This is a genomic window from Embleya sp. NPDC055664 (assembly GCF_053618075.1).
Genome location: NZ_JBSHGZ010000020.1, coordinates 64,163 through 82,431, shown reverse-complemented (window position 1 = coordinate 82,431; position 18,269 = coordinate 64,163). Strand labels below are relative to the sequence as shown.

Below are 18,269 nucleotides of genomic sequence, written 5' to 3'. Positions count from 1 at the left end.
CAAGCATGCGTTATTCTCGTACTTAGTACGGGAAATAGGATCCCCGACCACGGGCCGGCCCGTGCGGAAGGCGAGAGCACCATGACGAGCACCACCGCCCACCCGACGTCCTCCGACCGCCCACCGCGAAAGCCCCCACGCCTGGTGCGGGCGATGCGGCGCACGATGCGCGGCATGCCCGCCGCCCCACACCGGGTCCGGTACGAGGGGGGCCTGCGCATCCCCGCCGCCGACGGCGGTGTGCTGGTGGCCGACCACTACTTCCCGGCCACTCCCGGCGACTTCCCCACCCTGCTGCTGCGCTCGGCGTACGGGCGCGGGTTCCCGTGGGCGCCGATGTACGGTCTCGCCTTCGCCGAGCACGGATTCCACGTGGTCCTGCAGAGCTGCCGAGGCACCGGCGGATCCGACGGCACCTTCGCGCTGTGGCACAACGAGGCCGCCGACGGGTCGGCGACCGTCGCGTGGCTGCGTGAACAGCCTTGGTTCACAGGCGTGTTGGGCACGATCGGGCCGAGCCACCTCGGCTACACGCAGTGGGCGACGGCGCTGGACCCGCCGCCGGAGCTGCGTGCGATGGTGATCCACGCCGGTCTGCATGATCCGCACGCGTACTTTTACGCCGGCGGCGTCTTCCACCTGGAGAACGCGCTCGCGAGCACCGCGGGCTTCGTGCACCAGCACCGGGGCAACCGGCACTTCGCCAAGGCCGCCCTCCGGCTGCACCGCACACAGCGCCGAGTCGCCCGCACACTCCCCCTGCCGGACGCCTGCGCCCTCGGGCTCGGCGAGCGGGTGCCGTTCCTGGAGGACGCGCTCGCCCACCCCGACCCCGCCGACCCGCACTGGACCGGCGCGGACGCGGGCCGCGCCGCCGAGAGGCTGTCCGTACCGACGCTGCTGATCGCCGGCCGGCACGACGTCATGTTCGAGCAGAACCTGGAGCAGCACCGCCGACTGCGGCGGGCCGGGTGCGAGACGGGGCTGCTCGTCGGGCCGTGGACGCACACCTCGATGTTGCAACAGGGGTGGCCGTCGGTCTTCGGGGACAGCCTGGCCTGGCTGCGGGCGCATCTGGACGGCGATCGGTCGGCGCTGCGCGAGGCCCCGGTGCGGATACACGTCGGCGGCGCCGACGAGTGGCGCGACCTGCCGGCCTGGCCGCCGGCCGAGGCGGCGGCGCAGCGCCGGTACATCGCGGCCGACGGCACGCTGAGTCGCGAGGCCGCCGCGGCCACGGCGCCCGCGGTGCTGCGCTACGACCCCGCCGACCCGACGCCCTCCGTCGGCGGCGCGACCCTCTCGCCCAAGGCCGGACCCCGGGACAACACCGCGTTGGAGGCCCGCGACGATGTGCTGACGTTCACCACACCGCCGTTGACCGAACCGCTGGAGGTCTGCGGTCCGGTGTCGGCGGACCTGTACGCGGCCACCGGCACCGACCACATCGACGTCTTCGCCCGCCTGTGCGACGTGGACGAACGCGGGCGGTCCACGAACGTGTGCGACGGCATCCTCCGGCTGACCCCGAACGGCTCCGCCCCGGCGCGGGTCACCGTCGCGATGAGCGCCACCGCGTACCGCTTCGGGCCGGGCCATCGCATCCGCCTCCAGCTGAGCGGCGGCGCCCACCCGCGCTTCGCCCGCAACACCGGATCGGGGGAACCCGCCCACACCGCACGGGAGATCGTGCCCACGAGTGTGGAATTCCATCCGGGATCGGCCCTCGTCCTGCCCGTCGTACCGACCCGAAGCCGAGCCGACGGATAGATTGCTAGCGTGCTAGCATTTCTCTCGTGGGTGACGAGGATGTGAAGCAGTTCAACGTGTATCTGCCGATCTCACTGATCAAGCAGGTCAAACACCGTGCCATCGAGTCGGAGCTGTCGCTGTCGGCGCTGGTCGCCGCCGCGTTGCGCGCCTACCTCGACGACACCCCGGGTGAACGAGAGCCATCGTCCGAAAAGGAGAGCTGACATGACGACCGAGGGCATCGAGGCCGTGTTCCTGGAGACGCACAACTGGGGCAAGGCCGCCAAGTTCTTCCAGGGACTGGGCTACGAGTTGGAGTTCTCGACCGGGCACAACTCCGGCCGACTGCGCAACGGCGACGGGCCGTTCGTATTCATCGCCGAGGTGCCCGAGACCCGCGAGCCCGGGATGCGGCTGGTCCTGCGGGTGCCCGACGAGGACACGTTCCGGCCCGCCGACGGGGTCGAGGTGGTCACCCCGTTCGAGGACACCCATTACGGGACCAGGGAGATGACCGTCCGCGACCCCGACGGGCGGGAGTGGACCCTGTCGGCGCCGGCCCGACAGTGAACACCCCCGACGTCGACCGAACGGAGTGACCCATGGCCGACGAACGCATCGCGACGCCGGACGACACGGCGTTGCGGGTGGCCCTGTGGCGGGCCCTGCACCTGCGCCTGGATCCGGCGCCGCACGTCTTCGAGGACGACATCGGCCTGCGCATCGCCGATCCCGACCCGGACTGGCGCAACCGGCCGGACATGGATCCGGACCTGACCCGCTGGTTCCGGGCCGCGATCGTGGCCCGGGCCCGCTTCATCGACGACCTGGTGATCGAACAGGTCGAGCGCGGAGCAGAGCAATATCTCGTCCTCGGCGCCGGATTGGACACCTTCGTCCAGCGCCGACCGGAAGTCGCGGCCCGGCTGCGGGTGTTCGAGGTCGACCAACCCGGTCCCCAGGCGTGGAAGCGCCGGCGACTGGACGAACTCGGCTACGGCGTCCCGGACCGACTGCACCTGGTGCCGGTCGACTTCGAGTCGGGCGCCTCGTGGTGGGACGAGTTGACCGCCGCCGGATTCGATCCGACCCGGCCGACCGTGGTGGCCTCGACGGGCGTCGCCCTGTACCTGACCAAGCAGGCCAACGCCGACACGCTGCGCCGACTCGCGACGCTGGCCCCCGGCTCCACGCTGGCCATGACGTTCCAATTGCCGCCGGAGCTCCTCGACTCCGACGAACATCGCGCCGCGTTCCGGATCGCGATCGAGGGGGCAAAAGCTGCCGGGACGCCGTTCGTCAGCTTCTACCCACCGGAGGAACTCCCGGAGTCGGCCCGCGAGGTCGGTTTCGCCACCGCCCGACACGTGTCGGCGGCCGAGCTCAACGAGCGCTACTTCGCGCACCGCCCGGACGGACTGCGGACCTCCAGCGGCGAAGAATTGCTCGTGGCGACCACCTGACCGGGCGCCCGCGTTCGCGAATGCGGACGGTCCGCTCAGCGGCGCGGGCAGCCTCGGGTGGCCTCGGTGTGCGAACGCTCGAAGAAGGTTCGGCCGCCGCCGTAGCTCCACGGGAGATGGAAACCGTGGTGGTCGGTGGCGTCGAACCGCATCGCGAGTTCGGACCAGCGCTGCGACTTGGCCAACGCGTAGCCGAGCGCGCTGTGATCGGACAGCGCGCTCGGCGGGCGCGGCGAGCCGTCGACCGGGTAGCGGTCCAGCGCGGTGTCCAGGTCGCGCTGCCGGGACTCGGCGAGCCAGAAGGCCGTGTCGTCCGCGGCGGCGTCCCCGCTGCCGTGCGTGTGCAGCGCGTACTCGATGTGCGCCTCCACCACGAGGATCACCAGGGGCGAACCGTCGGGCGCCGCGGCCGCGGCCGCGCGGGCGAACGTGTACATCTCGTCGTGCGATCCGCACCATTTCTCGCACAGGTACTGCAATGCCGCGTCGTGCCCGGCGCGGTGGTGTGGATCGCGCTCGCGCAACGCCGCCCATCGGGTGTCGAACACATCGCGCGCGACGCCGAGTCCGCGGCAGACCCACAACCACGAGACCCACGGGGTGGGATCCTCGCCGGCGGCCTCGGTCGCGAGCAGACAGGCGCGGTCGGCGTCGGCCAACAACTCCCGGAAGTCGGCGAATTGCCGCCCGCCGGTGAGGCTCGCCTGCTTCGCGGCGCGCGCGTTCCAGGCCGCCCGCACCATGGCAGCGGCCATCACCACCAGCGGGTCCGCCGATTCGGGGCGCTCCGCGCGCCACTTCCACACCCATTCGGGGTGCAGCGCGGCCGCCTCGCCCAACGCGGTCACGGCGACCACCCGCCGTGCCCAGTCCCGCCCCACCCGCTCCAATAACGCGGCGGCCGGCGTGAAATCGCCGTTGCGCGCAAGGCCCTGCGCGACCGCGCGGACCTCGGCGTCGTCGAGCGCGGCGTCCGACACGAACACAGGCACCGGCGCCGATCGCGGCGACGTGAAACGACCCCAAGCTGACATGGGCAAGGATCCTATGCGTCATCCCGACCCTCGGTCAGGAGGAGCGGGCGGGAATCGAGGAACGTCCACCCCCGGGGCACGGGAACACACGTGCCGGCGCTCCCGGACCCCGCCCGTGCGACGGCGCGACCGGGAACACCCGGCGTCGGGGCGGTGGTTGCGACCGACGACATCCGCGTCCCGGGGTTCAGGTTCGGCGCGCCCCCCGTCGGCGCAGGAACAGCACCGTCAGGCCGGCCCCGAGCAGGAGCGCGGCGGGCAGTCCCGCCCAGAGCAGCGGGCCGCCGAAGGCCCCGGATTCGTCGTTTTGCGCGGACGAGTGCCCAAGGTCGCGTTCGGGGCCACTCGGGCTCTTCGAGGCCGGGCTCTTCGTGGACGGTGTCCCGCTCGCCGGCGGCTTCGGCTCGCGCGCGGAATCGAGGGGCTGCGCGCTTTGCGCGTACGCCGGCCCGGATTCCTTGGTGCCGGCCACCGACACGTCGACCGCCAACGACCGCGACTCCCCTTCGCCCTGGGCGGCCACGGCGATGTAGTACCAGCCGGGGAGCATGTCGGCGACCTCTTGTTGCCGGTCGCTGCGATTGAGGAAGCGCACCGGACGGGTGGCGAAGGGGGCGACTCCCTTGCTGAAGATGTGCTCGGTGTCTTGGACACCCGACGCATCCTGGGCCAACTGCTCGCGGACCGGATTGTAGAAGTGGGTCTGCACTCCGACGATCTTCCTCCCGCCGCCGACCCGGGTCTGGAAGGAGAGGCTCTGGCCCCAGTCGAGACGGACCCGGTAGAAGACCCATTCGCCCGGGGTGACGGTGTCGGTGTAGTGGCCGGAGCCGGGCAGGATCGCCGCCGAAGCGAACGAACCACCGCCGCCCACGGGTCGATCGGGGCCGCCGGGTTCGGTGTACTGCGCGATGTTCCCCTCGGGCGGGCCCTGGTCCAGGACCTGGGGTTCGAGCATGACCTGGAGTTCGAGCGGCACCGGGGGTCCGGTTCCGCGGCGGGTCACCGAGAAGACCTGGCGCCCGGGTCGCGCGCAGCCGTTGCCGCCCTCGCCGGACGCCGTCCACCGTACGGATGCCGTGACGACCTTGGCCAGGTTTTGATCGAGCCCGGTGTCCGTCTTGCAGAAGCTGTTGCCGCGCTCGCCCAGTTGCTTCACGTCCAGGGCCTCGATGCCCTTGACCTTGCTGACGGTGGTGCCCGAGACATAGGCGGTGTAGCCGGCGGGCACGTCCACGGAGTAGTACCCGACCTCCTTGTCCGTCAACTCGTCCAGGTAGTTTCCGGGAGCCAGGGCCGCGGCGCGGGCCGGATCCGGTCCACCGGCGACCGCGATCCCGGTCGGTTCGTAGCCACGCAGTGTGCTGTGCCCGGCGCCGTGCGCCGTCGGTCCCAGTCGTGAACCTTCCGGCGCGATCGCCGGCGCCACCGCGAGCGCGACGGCGGCCGAACAGGCCGTGAGTGCTCTCGGTCTCATGCCCGGGAATGTAGATCCAATCGCGGTCGCCAACAAGCCATTCGCAAGCAGGAACCCGGATGAGTGCAAGATGCCTTTTTGCCCGTTTTCGGACGATTTTGGGGTTGCGCAGCCGGAACCGGCCTTATCCCATTTTCCCGCAGTCGTGGAGATTCACTGTGCACATCGAAACTCGAATTCGCCGATTCCTCGCTTTGCCAGTGCAATCTGTAACCGAGAAATCGAATCAGCCTCCGCTCGCGCTCTTGTACTCTTGCCGAGAGAATTCGGCCCGACCGAGCCGGTCCTCGGATGCGGACAGGGGCGAAAAACCGACCCGCCGGAGATATCACCCATCCAAGGTGCAGTGGCGTACATCTGCGTGCGGCCGTCCGGGACGGCAGGCACGTTCGAGTCGTGTGGGATCGGCATTCGACGGCAAGCCGATCCGAAGAGTTCGAGGCTGGAGGTGCGATGAGCAAACCGACGGTAACCAATCCGTGGATTACCGCCACCGTCGCCGCCGGCACCGAAACGCCCGAGATCGACGACCCGCGGCCCTCCCCGCCGCCGGCGACGATGATGCCGACCCGACCCCATCCCGGAGCGGTGCTCCCCCCGCAGGACGGCGGTTTGCCGATCCGGCACCTGCACCCGAACGAGCAGGCGCCGTGGTGGTGGCTGGGCTGTCACGGCGGCGCGGGCGTCGGCATGCTCGACGCCACCTTCCCCGCCGGTCGCGACGCGCATCGGCACTGGCCGGTCCCCGTGGACGGCACCTTCGCGTCGGTCCTCCTCGTCGCGCGGACCAATGTCCCGGGTCTGCGCGCGGCCCAGACCGCCGCCCGCCAGTGGGCTTCGGGGGCGGTGCCGCAGGTGCGGTTGCTGGGACTCGTGGCGGTCGCCGACGCACCCGGCACACTGCCGAAGCCATTGCGTGACCTGGTGAAGCTCGTCGCGGGGGCCTTTCCCCGCACCTGGGCCATCCCGTGGATAGAACCCTGGAGATTCGGCGAGACCCCTCCGGTCGCCCAACTCCCGAAATCACTGGCCAGGTTGGCCGGCGATTTAAGTCACGTCGTTGCGAGAAAATGAGGCCACGTGGTGAAATCCACCCTGCTGAATTCGGTTCATGATCTGCACGTCTGGGTGATGGACAAGACCCCACCGCCGGACCCGCCGGGCAAGAACATGCCGACGCCGAAGAACTATTCGCCCCCCGGCAAGCTCACGGACGGCATCGCCAAGGTCGCGGGCCTGGTCTCGTACGGCATTCTCGCTTTCTCGTTCCTGGTCGCCCTGGTGTGCACCGGCATGATTTGGAAGGCGCACAAGGACGGCGGACAGGCGTCCTTCGTCGGGCTCGGCATGGCAATGCTCACGGTGATCGTCTCCGGAAGTCTGGCCACCATCTTCAACTACATCACCTGAGCCACGGAATCGAAGACCTTCGCACAGTGATTCGCGGCCCGATCCGGAGTAAAGCGCATGGCCTGGTTGAGAAAGGAAAAGTCGGCATCGAGTGGATACGACGACGATGAGGGAAGTCGCTTCGCCCAGCCCGGCTTCATCGCATCCGCGCTTGTCATTCTGTTCGTCATCCTCAGTGCCGTCTATCTCGCCGTCGCGGGAAACGATGGAAAGCCTCGGGCAACCGCATCGCAGCCCCCCGCCGTGCCCGGAGTCGCCCCGGTGACCCTCGGACCGGTGCGGGAAGGCGGCACGCCCGCACCGAAGGGTTGCCCGTTCATTCCGGCCGCCGAGGTTTCGCGTCCGGTGCAGGCGCCGGCCAATATCACCTGGCAGTCGTTTCGTACCGTCTCCGTCCCCGCGTCGTCGATCGCGGGGCCGATGATCACCCAGGGCGACGTGGCGCATTGTTATGCCCAGACGCCCACCGGCGCCCTGGTGGCCATCGCACAGATCAGCACCCGCTACGCATTGGCCGAGAACTGGCTCACCGTGGTCACCCAACAGGTGCTGCCGGGACCGGGGGCGGACGCCTACTCGCTTCCCCGGATCGAGAAGGAACTGGTCTACGGCAGCCCCCGTATGCCCGAACCCGGCAGCATGTCGCAGATCGCGGGATTCAAGTTCGTCAATTACAGCTCCCTGTCCGCGTCCGTGGAAATCGCCCGTCGCCGTCCCGACGGATCACTTCAGGCGTTCGTGCACACGGTCGTCTGGAAGGACGGCGACTGGAAGCTGGAGCTTCAGCCCGACGGCGGCGATTCGCCCACCGGCCGGGATCTGATCTCACTTGAGGGATTCGTTCCCTGGGGGGGCTCGTAGCCACGTGATTCGGCACATACGACGGCGCGCGCGGGGCAACTCCCCACGCGCTGCCCACAAAACACGACGCGGTCGGTTCCTCGCGGTCCGCGTGGCCATCGTGGCCGGTCTGCTCATGTCCTTCTTCGCTCTGCAGAGCGAGCATCCCAGCAGCGCGGTGGATAAGTACGACAAGACGTGTGTGTGGTTCCCGGAGAACGCGGCGGGGTCCGCCTGGTCGTTCTACTGTCCGAGCGACGACAAGACCAAGCCCGAGGACGAGCACGGCCAATGGAGCGTCTTCCAGCTCCTGGGTGGCGATCGCAACACCATGGACTTCGCGTTGTCGAAGTGGCGCTCCGACAAGCTCAACCTGACCGGCAAGGCCTTGGCCGCGGCCGGGCCCCAGAACGTACCCAGCACCTTGACTCGGGAGCAGAACGAGTCGTTCATGTTGGAGGGCGCGGAGAAGGCACTGAGTCCGTGCGCCATCATGGACGGCAGTTGGGGCGGCGGCGGCGAAAAACACAATGTCGTCTGCGTCGACGTCCGCGCGGATCTGACGGCGAAGAAGCATCCGTGCTCGCGCGCGCCGGAGAAGTCTCGGGCGCTGTGCATCCAGGAACACGATGTCTGGCGCGAGTACGCCAAGCCCGCGGCGGGTGACCTTCCGACCTGCGACGCGGGGTCCAAGGTGTCGACCTGTCCCGACGCGAACGTCGTCACCCAGAACTCGCAACGCAAGACCGAGGACGACAACTTCCTCTCCAAGCCCATCACGTTCATTCGTGAGCAGAGCAAGGTCGCCGTCCGGTTGACCCTCCTGTGGTGGGTGACCGCGCCGGATCCGCTGATCAGCGACGATCACACCGACTGCGACCCGACCAGCGAGAAGCAGACCGACCGCACGAAACCGGTTCCGTGCAGCCGGAACACCACCGACTTCCTGACTCGACACACGAATCCGTTCACGTACTTCCTGGCGCTCGCGTGCGTCATCTTCGCCGGATTCAAGCTCGCGTACACCCGCGACGTGAGTTCGGTGAAGGACGTCATCAAGGGCACGCTCACCCTCGTCATGGTCACCGGCAGTGCGATCTTCCTGGTGAACGTGGCGGTCAGAGCCTGCCAGGCGTTCACGGACTGGATCATCGTGCGCGGACTCAGTCCGGAGGCCGACGGCACGACCACCTCGCAGAAGGCGCTTCAGGGAGCCGCGGACCGGTTCGCCCAAAGCCTGGAGGGCTTCGACTCGTTCGTGCTCTTCCTCCTGGCCGCGTTGATCATCATCGCGTCCAACATGGTCCAGTACTTCTACATGACGGCCCGATTGTTCTTCGTGATCGTGCTGACCGGGACCCTGCCGCTGACCGCGGCGGCCACCTCGACAGCGGCCGGCCTGAACCTGTTCCGGCGGCACATCTCGTACCTGGTGGCCTTCATCTTCGTCAAGCCCGCCTCCGTGATCATCTTCGTCGCCGGCGCCCGACTCTGGGCACCGCCGGGCTATGAGGCGCTGGACTACAACGATCAATTCCGGGGCCTGTTCGTACTCGCCCTCGTCACGCTGGTCGGTCCGGCGACCGTCCGGGTCGTCTTCGCCATGACCGGCCCGGCGGCCGGCTCCAACGCGGCCAACATCGGCGCGGCCGGTGCCGTCCTCACGGTGGGCGCGAGAAGCGTCGGAGCGGCATCGAACCTGGTGCGGCACCGATCCCAAGGGGGCAACTGATGAGCAACATCACCAACCAGGACGTCCGTACCTACGGGAACTGGCAACGGCCGATCTCCCCCGGCCTCGGTCGCCTGGGCTTCATCGGGACCGCGGCCGGCATCGCCGGTCTGCTGCTGGTCATCCTCGTCATGATGGTCTCCTTCGTCGGCGCGATCATCGTGGGCGTGCTCATCGCCCTGTCGCTGGTGCCGATGGTCTTGCGGGACAAACACGGGCGCAACGGCCTCCAGTGGGCCGTGGCCCGGGTCTCCTGGAGCGCCGGCAAGACGCAGGGAGCCCACCTGTACCGCTCGGGGCCGCTCGGCCGGATCCTTCTCGGTACCTGCAAGCTTCCCGGGCTGGCCGCCGGATCCAAGCTCTACGACGCGCACGACGCCTACGGCCGGCCGTTCGCGATCGTCACGATCCCCGCGACCAACCACCACACCGTCGTGCTCACGTGCAGTGCCGACGGCGCCTCCCTCGTGGACCCCGAGCAGGTGGACATCTGGGTCGCGTACTGGGGCCACTGGTTGTCGCAGATCGGCCATGAGCCCGGCCTGGTCGCGGCCTCGGTCACCATCGAGGCGGCCCCGGACACGGGCGAACGGCTGCGCAAGGAAATCGAGTTCAACATGAGCGACGGTGCGCCCTCGCTCGCCAAGCAGGTGTTGGAAGAGGTCCGTGAGGCCTATGGAACGGGATCGGCGCAGATGTCGACCCGCGTCGCACTGACCTACTCCGGGGCCGCGCGCGGCGCCCGCGCCAAGCGCTCCGCCGAGGACATGGCGGTCGACCTGGGCATGCGCCTGCCCGGCCTGTGCAGCAGCCTGCAGATGACCGGGGCCGGCCCGGCCCGGCCGATGACCGGTCGGGAGCTGACCGAACTCGTCCGGGTCGCCTACGACCCGAGCGTCGCCACGTTCATCGACCAGGCTCGTTCCGACCCGAAGAGCGATCTGCGCTGGGACGACGCCGGTCCGACGGCCACCGAGGAAAGCTGGGGCCACTACCGGCACGACAGCGCCTTCTCGGTCACCTGGGCGATGTCGGAGGCGCCTCGTGGCGAGGTGTACTCCAGTGTCCTGACCCGCCTGGTGTCACCGCATCCGGACATCATGCGCAAGCGTGTGACGCTGTTGTATCGGCCGCACGACCCCGCGACCTCGGCCCGGTTGGTCGAACGCGACCGCAAGGACGCCATGTTCAAGGCCAAGCAGTCCAAGCTCGGCAACGCCCGTGACTCGATCGCGGTGCAGGCGGCCGAACAGGCCGCTCGCGAGGAGGCGACCGGTGCGGGCCTGGTCCGGTTCGCGATGCTGATCACCGCGACCGTCAACGAGGCCGCGGACATCCAGCTCGCGGCGTCCGCGGTGGACAACCTCACCGCCTCGTCCCGGATTCTGGTCCGCCGGGTCTACGGCTCCCAGGCGTCCGCGTTCGCGGCCGCGCTCCCCCTGGGTCTGGTCCTGCCCAATCACCTCAAGATTCCGCAGACCCTGCGCGAAGCGATGTGAGCAGGCCCGGTCCCCGGCACACGCAGTTCGAGAACCAAGGGAGTTGAGCCCGTTGACGAGTGACACCTCGCTCGGTGGTGGCCCCACCTTCGACCAGTCGGTGTCGGCTCCGTCGTCGTCGGCGCCCGCCGAACCCCGGGGGCGCTGGGGGCGGAAGCCGAAAAAGCAGGCGAACACGAGCGCCGACGCGGAGCCGCGGCCGATGATCCGCCGCCCCGGACCGCGCGGCTACCGCGGCTGGGGACAGGGCACGCCCGGGTATGTCGAGACCCCGCCGGAATGGCGGGGTACGACCGTGCAGGTCTGCGGTCTGTGGCCGTTCGGGGCCGGTTCGGGCACGCCCGGTGTCGGGGTGCCCCTGGGCCGGTCCCTGGCCGGTGGCGCGACGGTGTGTTGTGACCCGATCAGTTGGTTCACCCGAGCCAACCTCCTGCTCAACCCCAGTGAGTTCGTGCTGGGCAAGCCCGGTCTCGGCAAGTCCACGATCGTGCGTCGACAAGCCCTGGGGCTGGCCGGGTACGGCGTCAATCCGGTCGTGTTCGGCGATCTCAAGCCGGACTACGTGGACCTGATCCAGGCCCTGGACGGACAGGTCATCTCGCTGGGACGCGGACGCGGCTATCTCAACGTGCTCGACCCCGGGGAAGTGACCGACGCCGCCGCGCGTCTGCCGCTCAAGGCCCGGCAGGCGCTGCTTGCGGAGGCGCACGGCCGGCGGTTGAACGCTGTGGCGTCCCTGGTCACCGTGTTGCGCGGACGACCGCCGACCGACCGTGAGGAGAGCATCCTCAACACCGCGTTGACGGTCCTCAACGACCGCCACGACGGCATACCGGTGATGAAGGATCTCGTGCGGCTGTTGCAGGACGCACCCGAGGCCGTCCGCGCGGTGGCACTCGACCGCGGCGACATCGCCCGCTATCGGGACATCACCGAGGACCTGGAGGCGTCGCTGGTCGGTCTCCTCGGCGGCGGCCGGCTGGGCGAGTTGTTTGCGCACCCCACCACCGAGGCCATGCACCACGACCGTCCGGTCTGCTTCGACGTCAGCAGCATCGACGACTCCGAAGGTCAACTCCAGGCCGCCGCCCTGCTCGCCTGCTGGAGCTACGGCTTCGGCGCGATCTCGGTGGCTCAGGCCCTGGCCGACGCCGGACTGGAGCCGCAGCGGCACTACTTCGTCATCCTCGACGAACTGTGGCGTGTGCTGCGCGCCGGACGGGGTCTGGTGGACCGGGTCGACGCGCTGACCCGCCTCAACCGCCAGCGCGGTGTCGGCATGGCGATGATCACGCACACCATGTCCGACCTGTTGGCGCTGCCCGCCGAAGAGGACCGGATGAAGGCCAAGGGCTTCGTCGAGCGCGCCGGCATGGTGATCTGCGGTGGGCTGCCGGCCGCGGAGATGCCGCAGTTGACCGAGGTCGTGAGCATGACCGAGTCGGAGCAGCAGATCATCACCGACTGGTCCACCCCTCCCTCCTGGGACAGCGAGCTGGGAACCGACTCGGCCCCTCCCGGGCGAGGGAAATTCATGATCAAGGTGGGCGGCCGGCCCGGAATCCCGGTCCAGGTCGAGCTCACACCCTCCGAGTTGCGGATCAACGACACCAACCGCAAATGGACCACGTGACATGGCCGGTCGAAAGCTGCGTGGCCCCGATGCCGGGGCGAGGCTCGGCGCGGTCGTGGGCCGGTTGGTCCTGGTCCTCCTCGCGGTGGCCTCGGTGCTCGTGTGGAGCGGTCCGCCCGCCCGGGCCACCGACTATCCGAACACCCCCGGCAGTCCGACGATCTGCCTACAGGTCCCCAAGGATCTCCAGGGGGTCTTGTTCCGCATCTATTGCCCGGGGCAGATCGCCTTCGACATGTCCAATGACGCCGACGGCTGCAACGGGAGCAGTAGCGACGTCCACTATCAAAACATTCCGGACGGCGATCCCTTCAACGCCCTGCACAACCTCAAGCCTCCGTGGTGCAAGGCGGGAGACGCCAGTTTTCTGGACCACTGGCTCCTGGAGGGCAAACACAAGAAGAACGGGCACCCCGATCCCGGACGGATCGAGGAGAATCCGTGCGACGCGATCCCGAAGGACAACCGGGCGGGTTGCGCCGACATCAGACAGTCCAAGTACCAGGATCTCAACACTCATCCGTGCCTGTGGAAGAACCCGGCCACCGGCAAGCCGATCCTCGAGGTCGAGAAACAGTCGTATTGCCTGCAGGACAATCCCTGGTTCACGGACGGCTACAAACCCCCGGGCCGAGGTGACAAGAACGCCTACGACGCCTCCGACTACTCGGCTCCCCCCGAGGTCTCGGGACCGCTGATGGAGGGTGCGGGGTGGGTCAGTTGGGCCTGTCTGGTGGGCTGCTTCTTCAGCTCTTTCTGGCTGCTCTTCCAATTCGTCGGCGCCCGCCGCTCCGGCACGGAGATGGCCCACGGAACCATCTACGTATTCGTCGGAACCCTGATCGTCGGCAGCGCCTCCTCGATCGTTCAATTCGTGATCATCGCATGACGTTTCCCCCACGGCGGGCATCGCCGATCATCGAGAGGAGCCTCGTGACGTGAGCGCCACCAATAACAAGCGCGGCCCCAATCCCTACAGCGACATGTACATGATCCTCGCCGTCATGGGCGTGCTCATGGCGGTCACCGGGGCGATGTGGGTGGGCGCCACGCTCACCAGGGCCGAGACCGACCTCGCGCCGCCGCCCCCGCCGATCATCCTGCTGGGCCTGGTGCTGGACAAGTACACCTGGCCGGGCACCGGTGCCACCGTGATCACCGTCGTCCTGTGCCTGCTCATGGCCGCCGTGACCGCCGGCGCGACCTATCTCGTGGTGGTCTATCGCCGTGGCCTGCTCGTCATCGATCGGGCCATTCCCTACCTGGCCACCCCGCGCGAACTCGGCGCGTCCACGACCAAGGGTGTGCGGCGCAAGGCGGACCAGTTCGGCGTGTCCCAGGCCGAGGTGCCCGGCCTGTACATCGGCAAGACCGTGCGCCAGGGCCTCGATGTCTGGGGTTCGTGGGAGGACATGCACGTGGACATCTGGGGGCCGCGTACCGGAAAGACCACGTCGCGGGCGATTCCCAACATCGTCGCGGCGCCCGGTGCGGTGGTCGTCACCTCGAACAAGCGCGACATCGTCGACGCGACCCGGGCTTCGCGGGCCCGGCGCGGCAAGGTCTGGGTGTTCGACCCGCAGAACCAGGCCGGCGCCAAACCCACGTGGTACTGGGATCCGCTGTCCTACGTGGGAGGCAGCATCACGCTCGCGGTCAAGATGGCGAGCCGCTTCTCGGGCATCAACCGACCCGGACACGCACGCAGCGACGCCTACTTCGAGCCCGCGGCGGAGGACCTGATCGCGCACCTGCTGCTCGCGGCGTCGATCAGCGGCAAGACCATCACCCAGGTGTTCACCTGGCTCACCCGCCCCACCGACGACACTCCCGAACGCATCCTGCGCGACGGCGGACACCCCGCCTCGGCGGACGCGGTGGATTCGGTGATCACCGCGCCGGATCGCCAGCGGGCCGGTGTCTATGGCACGGCGGCCCAGATCATGTCCTTCCTCGTCGCACCGACGGTGACCGCGTGGATCGAGCCGGGCGACAACCCCAACCGGCCGGCGTTCGACTACAAGGCGTTCGTGCGCGGCGGGGACACGCTCTACATGCTCTCGGAAGAGACGAACAAGATGGCCGCTCCGCTGGTGATGGCCTTCACCGCGGCCATCGCCGAGGAGGCCGAGAACACCGGACGCGACTGTCCGGGCGGCCGGTTGCCGATCCCGATGCTCTTCGTGCTCGACGAGGCCGCGAACGTCTGCCCGTGGAAGGCGTTGCCGGACAAGTACTCGCACTTCGGTTCGCGCGGCATCGTGATGATGACCATGCTCCAGTCCTGGGCACAGGGCGCCGCGGCGTGGGGCGACGTCGGAATGGCGAAACTATGGGGCGCGGCCAACGTGCGCGTCTACGGGGGCGGCGTCCTGGACACCAAGTTCCTCGGCGACCTCTCGGCCGCCTCCGGCATCTTCGAGCCGGGCACCAGGAGTTACTCCCGCAAGTCGACCGATTTCTTCGAAAGCAACGTCACCAAGGGCTCCCGCACCGAGCCCGTACTCGATGTGCCCGACCTGGCGTCCATGCCTCGCGGTCGCGCCTTCGTGCAGTTCAGCGGAGCGAAACCGGCGTTGATCCGCACGGTCCCGTGGTGGGAGACCCCATACGCCGACGAGATTCGCGCGTCGATAGCCGAATTCGATCCGGGTGCCCAGAACTCGCCCGTGGCCCTCAAGAAGGTTTCATGAACGATCCCGGCGAATCCGAACCGCCCGTGGGCCGAGACGACGCGAACGAGGCGGCGGCGCAGCCCGAGAAGATGTTCTTCTCCTCGGTGGAGGTGTTCGTCACCGAGTATCTGGCGCCGCTGCTCCGACGCCGGCTCAACCGGTCGCTGGCCGTGTGGTGCCCCAGTTGGTGGGCTCATCCGGAGGCCGTCGCCCGACTGACGAGCCTGTGGCGGGCCTTCGAATACCTGCGCCGGGACGCGGCGTTGGGCAGCTCGATCTGGTGGACCCACCATGCCGACCCGCACCTTCGTGTGCTCATGGATCCCGACATCGGGCCGTTCGCCGTGTGCGATCCCAGGGACGGCCACAGCAGCAGCCCGTTGCCGGCCCTGCCCCTGACGCCCGTTCCGCCCGGATTGCTCGACCACCCCGGATTCCGGGTCGAGGAATCGCTCTTCGAGGACATGCAGCGTCGCGACGAGCACGAGGAGCCGCGGGAACTGCGGACCGGATATCCCAAGGACAAGGTCCTGAACAAGAACATCGGCTTCTGAGCCACGAGAGAGGAGGGCCGTCATGGCCGACGAGACCGGCGTCGAAGACATCCTGAAATCCGTCTACAACGTCATCGGCGAAACGATGGGCAGGGCGGAGCAGACGATGGACGTGGTGGGTTCGGCGTTGCGCCTCGGTGACTACGTCCCGGGCCTGTCCACGGCCGCCAAGTTGACCAAGGGAATCGCGACCGGGAAATAGCCGGGCCGTTCGTCGAACAACACACAAGGGGCGGGGAAAGGGCGATGAGCAAGAAGAAGAGGAAGACCGGGCTGATCCTGGGCCTTTTCTCGGGGAGCTTCGTGGCCTTCGTCGTCCTGATGGCGACTCTCATCGCCGCCGTCACGAACCCGCTCAACATGGCCAAGGGTTTCCTGAACATGGCCTTCAACGTCAACGCCGTTCCGGCCGCGTTCAGATCGTTCGTCGCGCAGACCGGAAACGTGTGCCCCGAGGTGACTCCCACGGTCGTCGCCGCGCAGATCGATCAGGAAAGCAGTTGGCGGCCGAACATCGTGAGTCCGGCGGGCGCCGTCGGGCTGAGCCAGTTCATCCCCTCGACGTGGGCGACCTGGGGTGGCGGCTATCCCCAGACGGATCCCCGGGCCAACATCATGGCTCAGGAGCGCTACGACTGCTATCTCGCGGGCGAGGTCCGGAAGATCCAGGCGGGGCAGTACAAGACGTGCACGATGACCATGCACGGCAGGGTCTACACCAACGCGGGGCCGAAGGCCGGTGAAACGCGCGGCGATGTGTTCGATCTGATGCTCGCGTCCTACAACGCGGGCCCCGGTGCCGTCTGTTACTACCGGGGAATTCCGCCGTGGAACGAGACCCAGGGATACGTCCCCGGGATCAAGAACATCATGAGCAAGTACTCGGCGCCGCAGGTGAAGAACGCCGTGTACACGGGCGACAACAAGACGCTCGCGGGACGCGCCGTCAATGTCGCGAGGCAGACGATCGGCAAGTATCCGTATTCCTGGGGAGGCGGCACCTTCACCGGCCCCAGCGAGGGATTCGCGCAGGGCGCCGGGATCGTGGGATTCGACTGCTCCGGCTTCGTGCGATTCGTCTTCTACCAGGCGTCCGGCGGGGCGTTGAAGCTGCCGCGTACCACGGGTCCCCAGTCCGGCGTGGGGCAGCGGATCCTCTCCTCGGTCGGCCCTCCGAGCAAGTCCGAGGAAGCCAAGATGCAACCGGGGGACGTCATCTTCTTCACCAGTTCGGGCGGCGGTGTCGGCACCTCTGCCACCCACCACACCGCCCTGTACGTCGGGAACTCGACGACGATCAATGCGTACAAAACCGGCACCATCATCAGGGAGGACCCCTTCTCCCAATTCTCCAGGTCCGACACCTGGACGGTCCAGCGCTATTCCGTCGCCACCACGGCGCAGGCCTGAGATGCGCGGACCCGCCGCGTTGCTGACGACGCTGACGCTGGCCGCCACGCTCGCCGGATGCGGCCTCGGTGGAGGCGGGGACCGGGAGGACGCCCACTCCTCGGGGCGGCCCTCGGCTCCCACCCGAGGACCCGGCGGGACGGCGAGCGCGCCCGCGACCTACCCGCAACCCTCCGTCTCCACCTCTCCGTTGCCGGCGCTCGTGGGTCGTACCGGCACGCCCTCCGCGTCGCTGCCGGCACCGGCCGGGGTCGACGGCACGAGCGCGATCGCCGTGGCACAGGCCGCCGTGGTCACGATGTGGACGGTGGACACCGAACTCGACGCGACGCAGTGGGACGCCGCGCAACGTGCCGCGCCGTTCCTGACCCCGAAGTACGCGGAGAGCCTGCGGCTGAGTCCGCAGGTGGCGGGCCCCGGCGGAGTGTGGCTCGCCTGGGCCGAGCACAAGTCCGTCACCACGGTGACGACCGCGTCGGCCGACGACCTGGGCAAGCCGGGCGACACCGAGACCACGGCCTTCCACGCGTTCACCCTGACCATCACGCCCAACGGGCGGGACGGCTGGAAGGGTTCGGCCACCACCATGACCGTCTTCGTCTCGCTGGAGCGCGCTTCGGCCGCACAGCCGTGGAAGGTCTCATCGGTACGAGCCGTCGACTGACCGGTCGAAACCGACGATCCCGGTGAGGCAGTGCACAGCCGTCGCCCGATGACGGTATCGGCTTGCCCAGTCGAGGGTTGGAATGGTTGTCGGCCCCCTGGCGACGGCCTAGCGTCATCAGGGAAT

At 68.5% G+C, this 18,269-nt stretch carries 18 protein-coding genes; 16 read left to right on the top strand and 2 right to left on the bottom strand.

Going from position 1 to position 18,269, the window contains the following annotated elements:
* The first annotated feature begins 81 nt into the window (after nt 1–81).
* Genes ACWGR4_RS28220 through ACWGR4_RS28205 form a run of 4 tightly spaced genes read left to right on the top strand, consistent with a single transcriptional unit; the run spans nt 82 to nt 3,215 of the window.
* Nucleotides 82–1,770, top strand: coding sequence for a CocE/NonD family hydrolase (locus ACWGR4_RS28220; protein ID WP_452131124.1), 1,689 nt, complete (start codon nt 82–84; stop codon nt 1,768–1,770).
* A 26-nt stretch (nt 1,771–1,796) separates the two neighbouring features.
* Nucleotides 1,797–1,976, top strand: a complete 180-nt coding sequence (locus tag ACWGR4_RS28215; RefSeq protein ID WP_380012165.1) for a ribbon-helix-helix protein, CopG family — start codon at nt 1,797–1,799, stop codon at nt 1,974–1,976.
* Between the two features lies 1 nt (nt 1,977).
* A complete protein-coding gene (locus tag ACWGR4_RS28210) occupies nt 1,978–2,322 on the top strand; it encodes a VOC family protein (protein ID WP_380012162.1) in 345 nt (114 codons plus the stop codon).
* 32 nt (nt 2,323–2,354) lie between these two features.
* Nucleotides 2,355–3,215: a class I SAM-dependent methyltransferase gene (locus ACWGR4_RS28205; protein ID WP_452131123.1), complete on the top strand. Its 861-nt coding sequence runs from the start codon at nt 2,355–2,357 to the stop codon at nt 3,213–3,215.
* A 35-nt stretch (nt 3,216–3,250) separates the two neighbouring features.
* Here ACWGR4_RS28205 and ACWGR4_RS28200 read toward each other — a convergent pair whose 3' ends face one another.
* Together ACWGR4_RS28200 and ACWGR4_RS28195 are read right to left on the bottom strand one after the other, a co-directional pair.
* Nucleotides 3,251–4,207, bottom strand: coding sequence for a hypothetical protein (locus tag ACWGR4_RS28200; RefSeq protein WP_452131122.1), 957 nt, complete (start codon nt 4,205–4,207; stop codon nt 3,251–3,253).
* Nucleotides 4,208–4,436: 229 nt separating this feature from the next.
* On the bottom strand, nt 4,437–5,726 hold the full coding sequence (locus ACWGR4_RS28195; protein WP_452131121.1) for a hypothetical protein: 1,290 nt from the start codon (nt 5,724–5,726) through the stop codon (nt 4,437–4,439).
* A 453-nt stretch (nt 5,727–6,179) separates the two neighbouring features.
* On the opposite strand from ACWGR4_RS28195, the gene ACWGR4_RS28190 reads away from it, so the two are divergent.
* The 12 genes from ACWGR4_RS28190 (at nt 6,180) to ACWGR4_RS28135 (ending at nt 18,143) form a co-directional block, all read left to right on the top strand.
* Nucleotides 6,180–6,800, top strand: coding sequence for a DUF6668 family protein (locus ACWGR4_RS28190; RefSeq protein ID WP_452131120.1), 621 nt, complete (start codon nt 6,180–6,182; stop codon nt 6,798–6,800).
* A gap of 6 nt (nt 6,801–6,806) precedes the next feature.
* Complete coding sequence (locus ACWGR4_RS28185; RefSeq protein WP_452131119.1) at nt 6,807–7,136, top strand: hypothetical protein; 330 nt, start codon at nt 6,807–6,809, stop codon at nt 7,134–7,136.
* A gap of 57 nt (nt 7,137–7,193) precedes the next feature.
* Nucleotides 7,194–7,997: a hypothetical protein gene (locus ACWGR4_RS28180; RefSeq protein ID WP_452131118.1), complete on the top strand. Its 804-nt coding sequence runs from the start codon at nt 7,194–7,196 to the stop codon at nt 7,995–7,997.
* Nucleotides 7,998–8,112: 115 nt separating this feature from the next.
* Nucleotides 8,113–9,708: a hypothetical protein gene (locus tag ACWGR4_RS28175; RefSeq protein WP_452131117.1), complete on the top strand. Its 1,596-nt coding sequence runs from the start codon at nt 8,113–8,115 to the stop codon at nt 9,706–9,708.
* On the top strand, nt 9,708–11,207 hold the full coding sequence (locus tag ACWGR4_RS28170; RefSeq protein WP_452131116.1) for an SCO6880 family protein: 1,500 nt from the start codon (nt 9,708–9,710) through the stop codon (nt 11,205–11,207). Before ACWGR4_RS28175 ends, ACWGR4_RS28170 begins: the two co-directional genes overlap by 1 nt.
* Nucleotides 11,208–11,259: 52 nt before the next feature.
* Nucleotides 11,260–12,840 carry an ATP/GTP-binding protein gene (locus tag ACWGR4_RS28165; protein ID WP_452131115.1) on the top strand — a complete coding sequence of 527 codons (1,581 nt, stop codon included), beginning with the start codon at nt 11,260–11,262 and terminating at the stop codon, nt 12,838–12,840.
* A gap of 1 nt (nt 12,841) precedes the next feature.
* The gene (locus ACWGR4_RS28160) at nt 12,842–13,729 is read left to right on the top strand and encodes a hypothetical protein (RefSeq protein ID WP_452131114.1); all 888 of its coding nucleotides are present in this window, start codon (nt 12,842–12,844) and stop codon (nt 13,727–13,729) included.
* A gap of 49 nt (nt 13,730–13,778) precedes the next feature.
* Nucleotides 13,779–15,533 (top strand): type IV secretory system conjugative DNA transfer family protein, encoded by a 1,755-nt coding sequence (locus ACWGR4_RS28155; RefSeq protein ID WP_452131113.1) that lies wholly within the window; start codon nt 13,779–13,781, stop codon nt 15,531–15,533.
* Nucleotides 15,530–16,069, top strand: a complete 540-nt coding sequence (locus ACWGR4_RS28150) for a DUF4913 domain-containing protein (protein ID WP_452131112.1) — start codon at nt 15,530–15,532, stop codon at nt 16,067–16,069. The genes ACWGR4_RS28155 and ACWGR4_RS28150 overlap by 4 nt, the downstream gene beginning before the upstream one ends.
* 22 nt (nt 16,070–16,091) lie before the next feature.
* The gene (locus ACWGR4_RS28145) at nt 16,092–16,271 is read left to right on the top strand and encodes a hypothetical protein (protein ID WP_452131111.1); all 180 of its coding nucleotides are present in this window, start codon (nt 16,092–16,094) and stop codon (nt 16,269–16,271) included.
* A 44-nt stretch (nt 16,272–16,315) separates the two neighbouring features.
* On the top strand, nt 16,316–17,479 hold the full coding sequence (locus ACWGR4_RS28140) for an NlpC/P60 family protein (protein WP_452131110.1): 1,164 nt from the start codon (nt 16,316–16,318) through the stop codon (nt 17,477–17,479).
* Nucleotide 17,480: 1 nt separating this feature from the next.
* Nucleotides 17,481–18,143, top strand: a complete 663-nt coding sequence (locus ACWGR4_RS28135; protein ID WP_452131109.1) for a hypothetical protein — start codon at nt 17,481–17,483, stop codon at nt 18,141–18,143.
* The last annotated feature ends 126 nt before the right edge of the window (nt 18,144–18,269 follow it).